This window comes from Aureimonas frigidaquae, assembly GCF_001463905.1.
Lineage (GTDB): Bacteria > Pseudomonadota > Alphaproteobacteria > Rhizobiales > Rhizobiaceae > Aureimonas > Aureimonas frigidaquae.
The window spans coordinates 30790-44587 of the sequence record NZ_BBWR01000012.1; the positions used below are offsets into that span (position 1 = coordinate 30790).

Annotated in this window: 8 protein-coding genes; 7 read left to right on the top strand and 1 reads right to left on the bottom strand. The window is 69.5% G+C overall.

Annotation, left to right across the window (positions count from 1 at the left end):
- The first annotated feature begins 16 nt into the window (after nt 1-16).
- The 7 genes from AUL30_RS12670 to glpK all read left to right on the top strand — a co-directional run bounded on the left by AUL30_RS12670 (nt 17) and on the right by glpK (nt 11708).
- On the top strand, nt 17-748 hold the full coding sequence (locus tag AUL30_RS12670) for a nucleotidyltransferase family protein (RefSeq protein ID WP_062228265.1): 732 nt from the start codon (nt 17-19) through the stop codon (nt 746-748).
- Between the two features lie 10 nt (nt 749-758).
- A complete protein-coding gene (gene addB / locus AUL30_RS12675) occupies nt 759-3860 on the top strand; it encodes a double-strand break repair protein AddB (protein ID WP_244490818.1) in 3102 nt (1033 codons plus the stop codon).
- On the top strand, nt 3857-7429 hold the full coding sequence (addA, locus tag AUL30_RS12680; protein WP_062228267.1) for a double-strand break repair helicase AddA: 3573 nt from the start codon (nt 3857-3859) through the stop codon (nt 7427-7429). Before addB ends, addA begins: the two co-directional genes overlap by 4 nt.
- Before the next feature lie 97 nt (nt 7430-7526).
- Nucleotides 7527-7850: a thioredoxin gene (trxA, locus tag AUL30_RS12685; protein WP_062228268.1), complete on the top strand. Its 324-nt coding sequence runs from the start codon at nt 7527-7529 to the stop codon at nt 7848-7850.
- Between the two features lie 166 nt (nt 7851-8016).
- Nucleotides 8017-8997: a bifunctional enoyl-CoA hydratase/phosphate acetyltransferase gene (locus tag AUL30_RS12690; RefSeq protein ID WP_062228524.1), complete on the top strand. Its 981-nt coding sequence runs from the start codon at nt 8017-8019 to the stop codon at nt 8995-8997.
- Nucleotides 8994-10157, top strand: a complete 1164-nt coding sequence (locus tag AUL30_RS12695) for an acetate/propionate family kinase (RefSeq protein ID WP_062228269.1) — start codon at nt 8994-8996, stop codon at nt 10155-10157. Before AUL30_RS12690 ends, AUL30_RS12695 begins: the two co-directional genes overlap by 4 nt.
- Nucleotides 10158-10196: 39 nt before the next feature.
- Nucleotides 10197-11708, top strand: a complete 1512-nt coding sequence (gene glpK, locus AUL30_RS12700) for a glycerol kinase GlpK (protein ID WP_062228270.1) — start codon at nt 10197-10199, stop codon at nt 11706-11708.
- Nucleotides 11709-11744: 36 nt separating this feature from the next.
- Here glpK and rmuC read toward each other — a convergent pair whose 3' ends face one another.
- On the bottom strand, nt 11745-13115 hold the full coding sequence (gene rmuC / locus AUL30_RS12705; RefSeq protein WP_062228271.1) for a DNA recombination protein RmuC: 1371 nt from the start codon (nt 13113-13115) through the stop codon (nt 11745-11747).
- Between the last annotated feature and the right edge of the window lie 683 nt (nt 13116-13798).

The window sequence follows — 13798 nt, forward strand, 5'->3', positions numbered from 1 at the left end:
AAAAGACAGTCGACACATGGAACACAAGCAAGGCAAGCCGCGAACGGCGATGGTGCTGGCGGCAGGGCTGGGCAAGCGGATGCGCCCGGTCACCGCGATGATCCCCAAGCCCCTGGTGGAGGTGGGTGGCAAGGCGCTGATCGACTATGGCGTGGACGCGCTCTTGCGCAACGGCGTCAGCCGCATCGTGGTCAATGTCCATTACCTGCCCGATCTCCTGCGTGCGCACATGCGCAAGCGGCGTGGGGCCGAGATCGTCATTTCGGACGAAACCGACATGCTCCTGGAAAGCGGCGGCGGGATCGTCAAGGCCCTGCCGGAGCTCGGGCCGGACCCGTTCTACGTGATCAACAGCGATACGTTCTGGATCGACGGCTACCGCGACAATCTGGACCTCATGGCCCAGATGTGGGACGCGTCCCGCATGGACGTGCTGCTTCTGATCGCCGATATGAAGCGTTCGACCGGCTATGAGGGGCGGGGCGATTTCCATATGGACGTGGAAGGCCGGCTGACCCGGGTGGGCGAACGGGATATGTCGCCCTTTATCTATGGCGGGGCGGCGATCATCCATCCGCGCGTCTTTGCCGGCCAGGCCGTGGAGACCTTTTCCCTCAACCGCATCTTCGACCGCGCCATCGCAGAAGGCCGCCTGTTCGGCGTGCGCCTGGACGGCTTGTGGCTGACGGTCGGCACGCCGGCTGCCATCGTCGATGCGGAGCGCGTGCTCATGGCCAGTGCGGCCTGAGGCGCCGGCCTTGCGCGTCACCTCCATCCCGCCGAGCCTGCCCTTTCTGCCGACCCTGGCGGAGGAGATCCTCAGCGGCAGGCTCCTGCCGGGCTTTCCGGGGCCACAGGCCGACCCGCTGCGGCTGGCCGCGCTGACCGTCTATGTCCCCACACGCCGTGCCGGCCGCACGCTCGCCGCAGCCTTCTCCGCCCGGCTGGGCGGCGCTGCCGCCATCCTGCCGCGCATCCGCACCTTAAGCGAGGAAGACGAACAGGACAGTTTCCTCGGCCCTGCGGCGGACGCCCTCCTGCCGGCCATGACGCCGCTGCACCGCCGCCTCATCCTGGCGCGGCTCATCCGCTTCTGGAAGGCGCAACTGGCCGGCGCCGCACTCGACATGTTCGGGGATGCCGATATCGTGCTGCCGGCCTCGGCCTCCGACGCGCTGTGGCTGGCCGGCGATCTGGCGACGCTGATGGACGAGGCGACCGACGAGGGCGTCGATCTGGCCGCGCTCGCCCGGCTGGATCTGGAAGATCGCCTGACCGGCTGGTGGCAGCTCACCCGGACTTTCCTCAGCATCGTCACCGAGCACTGGCCGGCCGAGCTGGAGCGGCTCGGCCTTGCCGATGCCGCGCGCCTGCGCCTGGCCGGCGCGGAGCGGATGGCCGCCCGGCTCGATGCCGAAGGCAGCGCCGAGCCCATCGTGATCGCCGGCGCGCTGACGACGGTCGGCCCGACCCTGTCCTTGATGCGGGCGGTCGCGCAGCTGACCAACGGCGCCGTCGTGCTGCCGGGCCTCGACACGCGGCTCGACGATGAAAGCTTCCGGGCCATCGCCCTGCGCGCGGCGCCGGCGGCGGCCGGGCATCCGCAATATGCGCTGTCGCGCATGCTGGCGGGAATGGGGATCGACCGGGCCGACGTGGCCGAGATCGGCCCGCCGCCCGATCCCCTCCTGACAGCGCGCCAGACGCTATTTTCGGAAGCGATGCGCCCCGCGCAGACGACGGACCATTGGCGCCTGATCGACGACGCCACCCGCGCGGCGCTCGACGGCGTGGTCCTGATGGAAGCCCCCGACGAGGCGGCGGAAGCCCGGGCCATCGCCGTCGCCATGCGCGATGCCTTGGCAGCAGCCGATACGGTGGTGGCGCTCGCCACGCCGGACCGCGCTTTGGCCCAGCGCGTGGCGGCCGAGCTGGAGCGCTTCGGCATCCTGGCCAATGACTCGGCCGGCCGGCCGCTCGGGGCGACGCCGCCCGGCGAGCTGGCGCGGCTGGCGCTGGAGGCGGCGCTCCGCCCCGGCGATCCGGTGGTGCTGATCTCGCTCCTCAAGCACCCGCTGACGCGCATGGGCCTCGACCCCGCGGCGGCGCGGCGCGGTGCCCGCGCCATCGAGCTCGTGGCGCTGCGCGGCGGCACGGGCGTTGCCGACGCGGCCGAGCTCCCCGCCCTTTATGCCCGGCGCCTGTCGGCGCGCCAGGCACAGGGCCGCCGCATGCCCCGTGCCGTTCGACTGCTCGGTGCCGATGACCTCGCCCTCGGCCAGCGCATGGCCGAAGGGCTCGCTGCGGCCTTGCAGCCGCTGATCGCGCTGCGCCACGAGCCGGCGCTGGAGGTCGGTCCGCAGGCCCGCGCGCTGACGCTGGCCCTCGAAGCCCTGGCGGCGGGCACCGACGGCGCGCCGGATGTGCTCTATGCGGAAGAGGCCGGCATCGCGCTCGCCGACTGGCTGCGTGGGTTGATCGCAGCGCCCAGCGTGGAGTTTCCCTTCAGCCCGGACGAGTTACCTGACGTCGCCGCCGCGCTGATGACCGATATGCGGGTGGCGCCACGGGGCGGCCTGTCCCGGCGGGTCTTCATCTGGGGTGCCCTGGAAGCGCGGCTGCAGCATGCCGATACGCTGATCCTGGGTGGCCTGAACGAAGGGAGCTGGCCGCAGGCGGCCCGCGCCGACGCGTTCCTGTCACGCCTCATGCGTGCGGAAATTCTTCTGGACCCGCCCGAACGCCGGATCGGGCTGGCCGCGCACGATATCTGGATGTCGCTGGGCAGCCGGCGGCTCGTTCTGTCGCGCGCCGAACGCAAGGGCGGTGCGCCGGCCATCGCCTCGCGCTGGCTCCAGCGCCTCCTGGCGGTGGCGGACGAGGCGGCCATCGCCCGGGCACGCCAGGACGGCGCGGCCATCCTGTCGGCCGCAGCGCGCCTGGACCGGACGGCGGAAGCACCCCGCCATCCGCGCCCGGAGCCCCGTCCGCCCCTAGCAGCGCGGCCGGCCACGCTGTCGGTGACGGAGGTGGAGCGGCTGGTGCGCGATCCCTACGCCGTCCACGCCCGCCGCATCCTGCATCTGGAACCGCTGGAGCCGTTGATCCGCGCGCCGGGGGCGGCCGAACGCGGCACGCTCTTCCACGACATTCTCGCCCGCGCCGTGGCGCTTGGCATATCGCCGCAGCAGGACGACGCGCTCGAGCGCCTCCTGGCCGCCGCCCGGGAGGGGTTCACGGAAGCCAACCTGCCGCCCGAGGTCGAGGCAGTCTGGTGGCCGCGCATGGAGGCCATGGCGGCCCGCTATCTCGACTGGGAGCGCTCCCGCGACGAGCGCGTGGCGGCGCGCATCGCCGAGGCCGGGGGGCGCCACGCTTTCGCCGATCTCGGCATCACGCTGACCGGCTATGCCGACCGCATCGACATCCAGACGGACGGCTCTGCCGAGATCATCGATTTCAAGACGGGCACCGAGCCGTCGATCAAGCAGGCACGCAGCTTGATGGCGCCGCAATTGCCGCTGGAGGGTGCGATGCTGCGGCTCGGCGCCTTCGAGGGTATTCCGGCGCAAACCCCGCTCGGCGCGCTGACCTATGTGCGGCTGCGCGAGCGCGACCTCTACGAGGAAGGGCTGGACAAGCCCGGCACGGCGCGCAGCGAAGCCATCAGCGTCGATATGCTGGCCGATGACGCACTGGCCCGCTTCCGCGGCCTTGCCGCCGCCTACCGCAATCCCGACAAGGGCTATCTGTCACGCGCGCGCCCCTTCCGCGCCGGCGTGATGGACGGCGATTACGACCATCTGGCCCGGGCCCGCGAATGGGCGGTCGTCGAGGATGGCGGCGAGGACGAGGCATGAGCCCGCTTTCTGTTTCCCGCGAGACGCAGCATGCGCAGGACCGCGCCTCCGATCCCGGCCGGTCGGTCTTCGTGGCCGCCAATGCCGGCTCGGGCAAGACGCATGTCCTCACCATGCGTGTGGTGCGGCTGCTCCTGTCCGGCGTGGAGCCCGGCCGCATCCTGTGTCTGACCTATACCAAGGCCGCGGCCGCCGAGATGCAGGCCCGCGTCTTCGCGCGCCTGTCGCGCTGGACGCGCCTTTCGGATGCGGAGTTGCAGGCGGAGCTGGCCGCCCTTGGCGGGGCGGACGAGCCTGTCACGCTTGCCCGTGCGCGCCAGCTTTTCGCGACCGCGCTGGAAACACCGGGCGGCCTGAAGATCCAGACCATCCACGCCTTTTGCGAGGCGATCCTGCACCAGTTCCCGCTGGAAGCGAACGTGCCCGGCCATTTCGAGGTGCTGGACGACAGCGAAAGTGCGCTGCTTTTGGCCGAAGCGCGGCGGATGCTGATCGTCAATGCCCGCCCAGGCACCGCTCGGCCGGAGGATGCGGGCCTTGCCGAAGCCTTCGCCGATGCGCTGGCGCATGGCGGCGAAGCCGGCCTCGATCGGCTGGTGGGCGAATGCATCGCCGCGCGTGACCGGATCGGCGAGTTCATCGCCGTTTGCGGCGGCCTGCCCGATGCGATCGATCTATTGCAGGAAGCGCTCGGCGTCGACCCGGCCGCCGACCCCTATGCCGGGATCGACACGCCCCCCGGCTTCGACGCCGAGTTCCGTGCGGAACTGGCTGACGCGGCTGCGCGGAGCCACGCGTCCACCGACGCCAAACTGGTTGAAAAGCTCGCTGCCTTTGCGGCTGCGCGCGACGGGGAAGCGCGCTGCGCCGCGCTCAGCGCCATCGTCTTCACCCAGAAGGGGGAGCGCTGCAGTCTGCGCAGCGTCGCCACCAAGGCCGTCGTCGACCGGTTCCCGGATCTGGTGGAGCGCGTGGGGGCCCTTGCCGATGCGCTGGAGGACGTCGCCGACCGCGTAGCGACGGCCCGGCTCTTTGCGGCCAGCCGCGCGGCCCTGACCATCGCCGACCGGCTGGAGCGCGATTACCGCGATCTCAAGCAGCGCCGCGGCCGGCTGGATTTCGAGGATCTCATCGTACGCACCGCGGAACTTCTGTTGCGGCGCGAAGCCTCGGCCTGGGTCCATTACAAGCTCGACCGCGGGATCGACCATGTGCTGGTGGACGAAGCGCAGGATACGAGCCGGCGCCAGTGGCAGGTCGTGCGGGCCCTGGTCGACGAATTCTTCCAGGATGCCGAGGAGACCGGGCGCAGGCGGACGGTCTTCGCCGTGGGCGACGAGAAGCAGTCCATCTATTCCTTCCAGGGTGCCTCGCCCGCCATGTTCGCCGCCGAGCGGCGGCGGCTCGAAGCCATGGCGCGCCAGTCGGGCAAGCCCTTCGATCATGTCGGACTGCACCAGTCCTTCCGCTCGGCCGCCGATATCCTGGCGGCGGTGGATCGCATTTTCCATCAGGATGCGCATCGCCGCGGCCTGTCCAGCGAAGGGCAGCCGCCGGTTCATGTTTCGGCCAGAGCGCAGGCCCCGGGCCTTGTGGAACTGTGGCCGACGGTCCGCCCGCTTCCCGTGGCGGCAGAGGATGACTGGCTCGCGCCCATCGACCACCAGCCTCAGGATGCGCCGATCCATCGCCTGGCGGCCCGCATCGCCCAGACCGTGCGGGACTGGGTCGGAACGCCGATCGCCGCACGCGACGGCGTCCGGCGGCTGGATGCCGGCGACATCATCATCCTGGTGCGCAAGCGGTCGGCCTTCGTGGCGGCCATGGGCGCTGCCCTGCGCGCGCTCGGTGCACCGGACATCCGCGTGGCGGGCGCCGACAGGCTGACCATCACCGAGCATCTGGCCGTACAGGATCTGGTGGCCCTGGGGCGGGCCGTGTCGAATGCGGAAGACGAGCTCTCGCTCGCCGCCGTCCTGAAGAGCCCGCTCTTCGGCTTCAGCGACGACGAACTCATGGCCATCGCCCTGTCGCGGACCGGGCCGCAGCCGGGGCCACTCTATCGCCAGCTTCGCCGCCTGGCCGAGCCGGACGGCGCCGCGCTCCTTGCCGACACCCTGGCCGACCGGCAAGGCCTGGCCGAGCGCATCGGCCGGGCCGTCGAACGCTTCGAGGAACTGCGCGACAGGGCGGGTTATCTCGGTGTCTATGGCTTCTATGCCCGGCTTCTCGGCCCCGAAGGCGGGCGGGCCGCCCTGGCCGCGCGGCTCGGTCGCGACACGGCAGAGGTTGTCGACGCCTTTCTGGACCTGGCGCTCGCATCCGATTCGGACGGCCGCCGGGGCCTCGACGCCTTCCTGGCCGATCTTGCCGCCAACCCGCCGGTGATCCGCCGGGAAATGACGGCCCAGCCGGGCGAGGTCCGGATCATGACCGTACATGCCGCCAAGGGGCTCGAGGCGCCGGTGGTCTTTCTGGTCGATCCGGGCTCCGAGCCTTTTTCGGCCACGCATGCGGCGCGGCTGATGAGCTGGGATGGGATGCCGGGACTGCCGTCCGAGGCGCCCCCGGGCCTTCTCTGGTGCCCCGATGCCGCCTGCCGCAACCGCGTGGTCGATGGGTTGCGGGCGCAGGAAAGGGACCGTGCCGAGGACGAGTATCGCCGCCTTCTCTATGTCGGCCTGACCCGCGCGGCGGACCGGCTGGTCGTCTGCGGCACCGCCGGCTCGCGCGATCCGGGGCCCGATACCTGGGCCCGCCATGTCCATGAAGCGCTGGGGCCCGACTGCACCCCCGTCCACGATGCATCGGGAGAGGTGATCGCGCTGCGCTTCGGGGCGCTGGCGCAGATCGAGCCGCTGGGGCCTGCAGCGGCACCGGCCGCCCCGCAGTTGCCACCCCGCGCCATCGATCTGACACCCCTGCCGCCGGAAGAGATCGGCCCGCGCCCCCTGGTCCCGTCGGGGCCGGGGCCGCAGAGCATCGTCGATTTCGGGGGGCGCGCCTGGCGCTCGCCGGTTCTCGAACCGCAGGAGGACTCCAGCCGTGCGATCCGGCGCGGGCAGATGGCCCATCGCCTCCTGCAGGTCCTGCCGGACCTGCCGGAAGCGGCGCGCGCAGCCGCCGCGGCGCGCTTCCTGTCCCGTTCCGCACCGGACTGGACGGTCGCCGACCGCGACGCTCTGGCCGCACGCATCCTCGATATTCTGGCCGCGCCGCACTATGCCGACCTGTTCCGCCCGGGCAGCCGGGCCGAGGTGGCGATCACCGGCATGGTCACGATCGACACGCGCTCCGTCCCGGTCAACGGCCTGATCGACCGGCTCGCCATCGACGGGGACAGGGTTCTTCTGGTGGATTACAAGACGAGCCGCCCTGTGCCGGAACGGCTCGCAGAGGTGCCGCCGGCGCATCTGCGCCAGATGGCGCTCTATACGGCGCTGCTTGCGCCGCTCTACCCCGAGGCCCGGATCGAACCGGCGCTCCTCTATACCGAAGGGCCTGTCCTGATGCCGCTGCCGCAGGAGGCGCTCAGCTTGAATGCGACCGTCGAAGGTTCTAGATATTGAGGCAGAATGGCCGGGCGTCCACAAGGAATCGCCAGACGGCCGAATGCGCATTCACCGGCACGCCGCACTCTGCGGGCGTGCGATAGCGGAGCCCCAAATGGCAACGAAGAAAACCGACAAGACCTCCTTTCAGGCAGACGTCCTCCAGTCCTCCAAGCCCGTCGTCGTGGATTTCTGGGCGGAGTGGTGCGGCCCCTGCAAGATGATCGCGCCGAGCCTCGAGGAAATTTCCGAGGAAAACGACGCCGTGGCCATCGTGAAGGTCAATATCGACGAGAATCCCGATCTCGCGGCCCAGTTCGGCGTGCGGTCCATCCCCACGCTGATGCTGTTCAAGGATGGCCAGCAGGCTTCGGTCCAGGTCGGCGCCGCGCCCAAGTCCAAATTGGTGGCCTGGATCAACTCCAACCTCGCCGCCTGAGGGCTCGCCGCCTTCACGCTGTCATCAGGGCCCCCGCATCCAGGCCGGATGCGGGGGCCTTGTCGTATGGCCCTAACGCTTGCGTTGGCCGAACGATCATGGCTTGTGCGCCGGCCCCGGCAACGGCAAGTTGCAGGCCATCGCGGTCGCGGATCGCCGGGCTGTCATGAAGGGAATAGCGATGCCGGACAGGAGTGCCACGCCCTCGCGCGTACCGCAGCTCGATCGGCTGCTGGGCCTGGCCGATGCCGCCGCACCGGCACGCACGGCTGTCGTCCACCCGGTGGACGCCGTTTCCCTGGAAGGCGCGGTGGAAGCGGCGCGGATCGGGCTGATCGAGCCTATCCTCGTCGGCCCGCGAAGCCGCATCGTCCGCGCCGCCGAGGATGCGGGAATCGACATATCCGCACTGCCCATCGAAAATGTCGAGCACAGCCACGCGGCGGCGGAAACCGCCTGTCGTCTGGCGCGGTCCGGCGCGGTGGAGGCCCTGATGAAGGGCAGCCTGCACACCGACGAGTTGCTCGGCGCCGTGGTCGACCGCAGCCAAGGCTTACGCACGGACAGGCGCATGTCGCATGTCTTCATCATGGACGTTCCGACCTATCCCCGCCCGCTCTTCATCTCGGACGCGGCCATCAACATCTCTCCCGATCTGGCCGCCAAGGCCGACATCGTGCGCAACGCCATCGACTGCGCCCGGGCGCTGGGCGTCGGCATGCCGCGCGTCGCCCTTCTGGCCGCGGTCGAAACCGTCCATGCCAGCATGCCGGCGACGCTCGATGCCGCCGCGCTCTGCAAGATGGCCGATCGCGGGCAGATCACTGGCGGCATCCTCGACGGGCCGCTGGCCTTCGACAATGCGGTTTCGCCGGAAGCCGCCGAGCGCAAGGGAATCCGCTCGCCCGTCGCGGGGGCTGCGGACATCCTGATCGTGCCGGACATCGAGTCGGGCAACATGATGGCCAAGCAGCTCTTCTACCTGGCCGGGGCGGAATCGGCGGGCATCGTCATGGGCGCGCGCGTGCCGATCATGCTGACCAGCCGGGCCGATGGGCGCATGTCGCGCCTGGCCTCCGCCGCTGCCGCGCTTCTGGTGGCGCGCCGCCGGCGGGAAGGGCTGAACAATGAGGACCGCCCCGCATGACCCGTCGCCTCGTCCTCAATGCCGGATCGTCCAGCCTCAAAGTCGCGCTGTTCGATCAAGGCGCCGTCGAGGTCGGGCGCGGCGCCCTGACCGGCCTCGGCCACGAGCCGGCATTCAAATTCCAGTGGGCGGGCAGCGATAAAGCGCTGCGCCACAGCTTCGACGTCACTGCCCTGCACATGGATGAGGCGCTCGATTTCGTCTTTGCCGAACTCGGCCGGGCCGGCGCGCTGGACGGGCTCGGGGCCATTGGCCATCGCATCGTCCATGGCGGGCGCAAGCTCACCGCGCCGACGCTGCTCGACGACGCTGTCCTGACCTATCTGCGGTCCCTGGCGCCACTGGCCCCGCTGCATCAGCCCTATAATCTGGCCATCGTGGACGCCGCGCGCGGCCGCTTCAAGGACCTGCCCCAGGTGGGCGCCTTCGATACGGCCTTCCATGCGACGCGGCCGCCGCTCCAGCGCCTCTACGGCCTGCCCCGCGCGATCCTGGAGGCGGGGGTGGAATCCTACGGCTTCCATGGCCTGTCCTTCGATGCCATTGCCGGGCGCCTGCGAACGCGGTTCGGAGAGGCGGCCGGCGGCCGGGTGATCGTCCTGCACCTCGGCGGCGGCTCCAGCCTGTGCGCCCTGGCAGAGGGGCGCAGCATGGCCACGACCATGGGGTTCTCCCCGCTGGACGGGCCCGTCATGGCCACACGGTGCGGGGCCATCGATCCCGGCGTCATCCTGCACCTGATCCGGCGCCAGGGCATGGATGCCGCCGCGGTGGAGGATATGCTCTATCGCCAGGCGGGCCTGGCCGGCCTGTCGGGCCTGACCGGCGACATGCGCGAACTCGTCGCGAGCGATGCGCCACAGGCGCAGGAGGCGCTGGACTATTTCGTCCTGACCGTCTGCCGCCAGATCGGGGCGCTTGTGGCCACGCTTGGCGGGGTCGACAGGCTCGTCTTCACGGCGGGCATCGGCGAGAATGCGCCCGAGGTCCGGGCGCGGATCGCCGGCAAGCTCGGCTGGCTCGGGATCGAACTGGACCCTGCGGCGAACCGCGCCGGGCTAGAGGATATTGGCCATCGCGATGGTGTGCCGGCGCTTCATGTCCTGCGCACGGACGAGGAGCGTGTCGTGGCGGAGGGGATGGACGCCTGCCTGGCGTAATCTCGGCCCGCCGCACGAAATGGGAGGAGGAGAGACGCCATGTCCGACTATGTGCTCGCGCTCGATCAGGGCACGACATCCACCCGCGCCATCGTCTTCGATGGGCGCCTGCGCGTGCGCGGCGTCGGGCAGCAGGAATTTCCCCAGCACTTCCCCCGCCCCGGCTGGGTCGAACACGATGCGGACGACATCTGGGCCAGCGCCTGCACCACGATCCGCGCCGCACTGGCCGACGCGGCGATCACCGCTGCCGATGTGGCGGGAATCGGCATGACCAACCAGCGCGAGACGGTCCTTCTCTGGGAGCGGGAAAGCGGCAAGGTCCTTCACCGCGCCATCGTCTGGCAGGATCGGCGCACGGCCGGCCTGTGCCGTGACCTGGCGGCGGACGGGGTCGAAGCGGACGTCACGGAGCGGACGGGCCTTTTGCTCGACCCCTATTTCTCGGCAACCAAGCTGGCCTGGCTTCTGGACAATGTGGACGGGGCCCGCGCGCGGGCACAAGCGGGCGAACTGGCCTTCGGAACGGTGGACAGCTTCCTTCTGTGGCGGCTGACCGGCGGCCGCGTCCATGCGACCGACGCCACCAATGCCGCCCGCACGCTCCTCTTCGACATCGACCGGCAGGCTTGGGACGACGATCTCCTGCGCCTGTTCCGCATTCCGCCCGCCCTTCTGCCAGACGTGCGGGACTGCGCCGCAAGCTTCGGCCAGACGGACAAGGATCTGTTCGGGGCCGCCATCCCGATCCTCGGCATGGCCGGAGATCAGCACGCCGCCACGCTCGGCCAGGCCTGTTTTTCCCCCGGCATGGTCAAGAGCACCTATGGCACCGGCTGCTTCGCCGTCCTCAACACCGGGGAGAAGCGCGCCCGATCCGGCAACCGCCTTCTGTCCACCGTGGCCTACCGGCTGGACGGCAAGGTCACCTATGCGCTCGAAGGATCGATCTTCGTGGCCGGCGCCTCGGTCCAGTGGCTGCGGGACGGGCTGGGGCTGATCCGGCGGGCGGACGAAACCGGACCGATGGCGGCCCGCTCGGACCCGGACGAAGCGGTCTATCTGGTGCCGGCCTTCACCGGGCTCGGTGCACCCTATTGGGATTCGGAGGCGCGCGGGGCCATTTACGGGCTGACGCGCAAGACCGGGCCCGACGAACTGGCCCGCGCTGCGCTGGAAGCGGTTTCGTACCAGACCGCCGATCTGATCTCGGCCATGCACCGGGACTTCCCCGCCGCGGCCGATACGGTGCTGCGCGTCGATGGCGGGATGGTGGCATCCGACTGGACCATGCAGTTCCTGGCGGACATCACCGGCGCGCCGGTGGACAGGCCCATGATTCTGGAGACGACGGCGCTGGGCGCGGCGTGGCTGGCCGGGCGCGAGGCCGGCGTCTGGCCCGACATGGAGGGCTTCTCCAAGCTCTGGCAGCTGCAGAAGCGCTTTACGCCGGCCATGGAGGCCGGGCAAAGGAACGCGCGCCTGGCCGGCTGGCGCGATGCGGTCCGGCGCACTTTGTCCCGTCCCGATTCTGCCCGGACAGAAGCCTGACCGGGGCGTCAGGCGCCCTTTAGCAATACTGCGGAGTTATTCCGCGGCGTCGTCCAGCCCGTCCATCAGGCCGGTGGCATAGGGGAGCCGGTCGGCCGCCCGCGCCTCCGGCAGGCCCTCGACGGCGCGCAACTGCCGGTCCATGGCCCGGCCGCGCGTCCGGGCGCCATCCACGGCATTCTGCGCCTCGCCGAGCTTCTTCTGAACCTTGTCGAGCACGTCGCCGAAGCGCGAAAACTCCGACTTTACGCCCGCCAGGACCTGCCACACCTCGCTCGAGCGCTTCTGGATCGCAAGCGAGCGAAAGCCCATGCGCAGCGAGGTCAGGAGCGCCATCAGCGTCGTCGGACCGGTCACCACCACGCGGCACTCGCGCTGCAGATGGTCGATCAGGCCGGGGCGCCGCACGACCTCGGCGAAGAGCCCCTCCGTCGGCAGGAACATGACGGCGAAGTCGGTCGTATGCGGCGGCTGGACATACTTGGCGGCAATGTCGGCGCCGGCCTTGCGAATGGCGCGCTCGAGGCCCTTCCCGGCCTCGTCGACCCCGGCGGCATCGCCGCGTTCGGAGGCGAGTACCAGACGTTCGTAATCCTCGGTCGGCAGCTTCGCGTCGATGGGGAGCCAGACCGTTTCCGTGCCATCGCCCGGCAGGCGGATCGCATATTCGACGCGCTGGCCCGAATGCGGGCGCACCTCGACATTCAGCGCATATTGCTCCGGCGTCATGACCTGTTCCAGAAGCATGCCGAGCGTCGCCTCGCCCCAGCCGCCCCGCGACTTCACATTGGTCAGGACACGCTTCAGATCGCCGACGCCAGTGGCGATGGCCTGCATCTCCCCGACCGAGCGGAAGACGCGCTCCAGATTCTCGTTGACCGTATTGAAGGACGCGCCGAGCCGCTGTTCCAGCGTGCCCTGCAGCTTCTCGTCCACGGTCAGGCGCATCTCTTCCAGCTTGGCCGCGTTCTCGTGGCGCAGGCTGTCCAGCCGCGCCTCCACCGACTGGCGCAGAGCCTCCTGGCGGCGGTCGTTGCCTTCGGCCAGGGCATCGAGCCGTCCCGTCACCGCCCGCAGCGCTTCGGCCTGCCGCAGCGTCGCCGCATCCAGTGTGGTCATCATCTGCGTGCCGAGGCGGTGGAGCGAGGCGCCGACCTCCTCCCGCAGGGCGCGGCCTTCGCCGCGCGCATGCCCGGCATTGAGCGAGACATCCTCCCGGACCGCGGTCAGCCCGGCCTGGACGACGCTCTGCGTTTCGGCAATCCGCGCATCGAGCTGGTCGAGCGCTTCGGCCACGCTGTCGGCTGCGGTCTCCTGTCGGCTCAGCCGGACCATCATCCAGCACAGGAGAATAAGGTTCACGCCGGCCAGCGCCGCAACGAGAAGGTCCGTATCGACAAACGACATAAAGTGCGGCCCCGGCTTCGACGCGATCTGATCCTGTTTTGTTCTCTCTCCGATCGCTTGCTGCGTCAAGGAGTGCGATTCCTGTGGGTGACGGTCCAGCCGAATCGAGCGGGGGGTCCGAGGCCATGGAACAAAGCGTCACACATACGACAAGTTGAATCCGGCACGATTCTGCCCACGTCACGCGCAGCAAAAATAAGCGAACAGTGTCAATGGTTTACCGAAGGTCGCCGCGACTCTGTTTTGTCATCTTGCGGGCGTCCAGCGGGTTCACGAGAGTCAAGCAAGCGGCGGCGAAATAAAGTCAAAAAAATCACGCCGCGACGAGATCGGGATGGCGCCCTAACGAATCCGTTGCGGAATCAGCCCATTAATCAAACCGGCTGCAATGTGGCTTTGTCGTCTCCGCCACAGTGCCACCCCCGCCGAGTCACTTTGCGCGATTCGAAGCTTGCCCCAACCTGTCGCAATGCGTAGCTTCCTCCCAGCGACAAGAGCTGGCGAAAACGAAGTGTGGGGACAACGCGTGTTTTCCAGAACAAAGTACAAAATCTGGAACAACTCCAGGTCTGAACCAACCGTCGCATAAGCTCTCGCTATCCCCGAACAGGCATCCGCGCTTCGTTGCGGCGATGCCGACCCGTGTTCTGTTTTCTGTTTCATGCCTGTCGGCCCTGTCGACA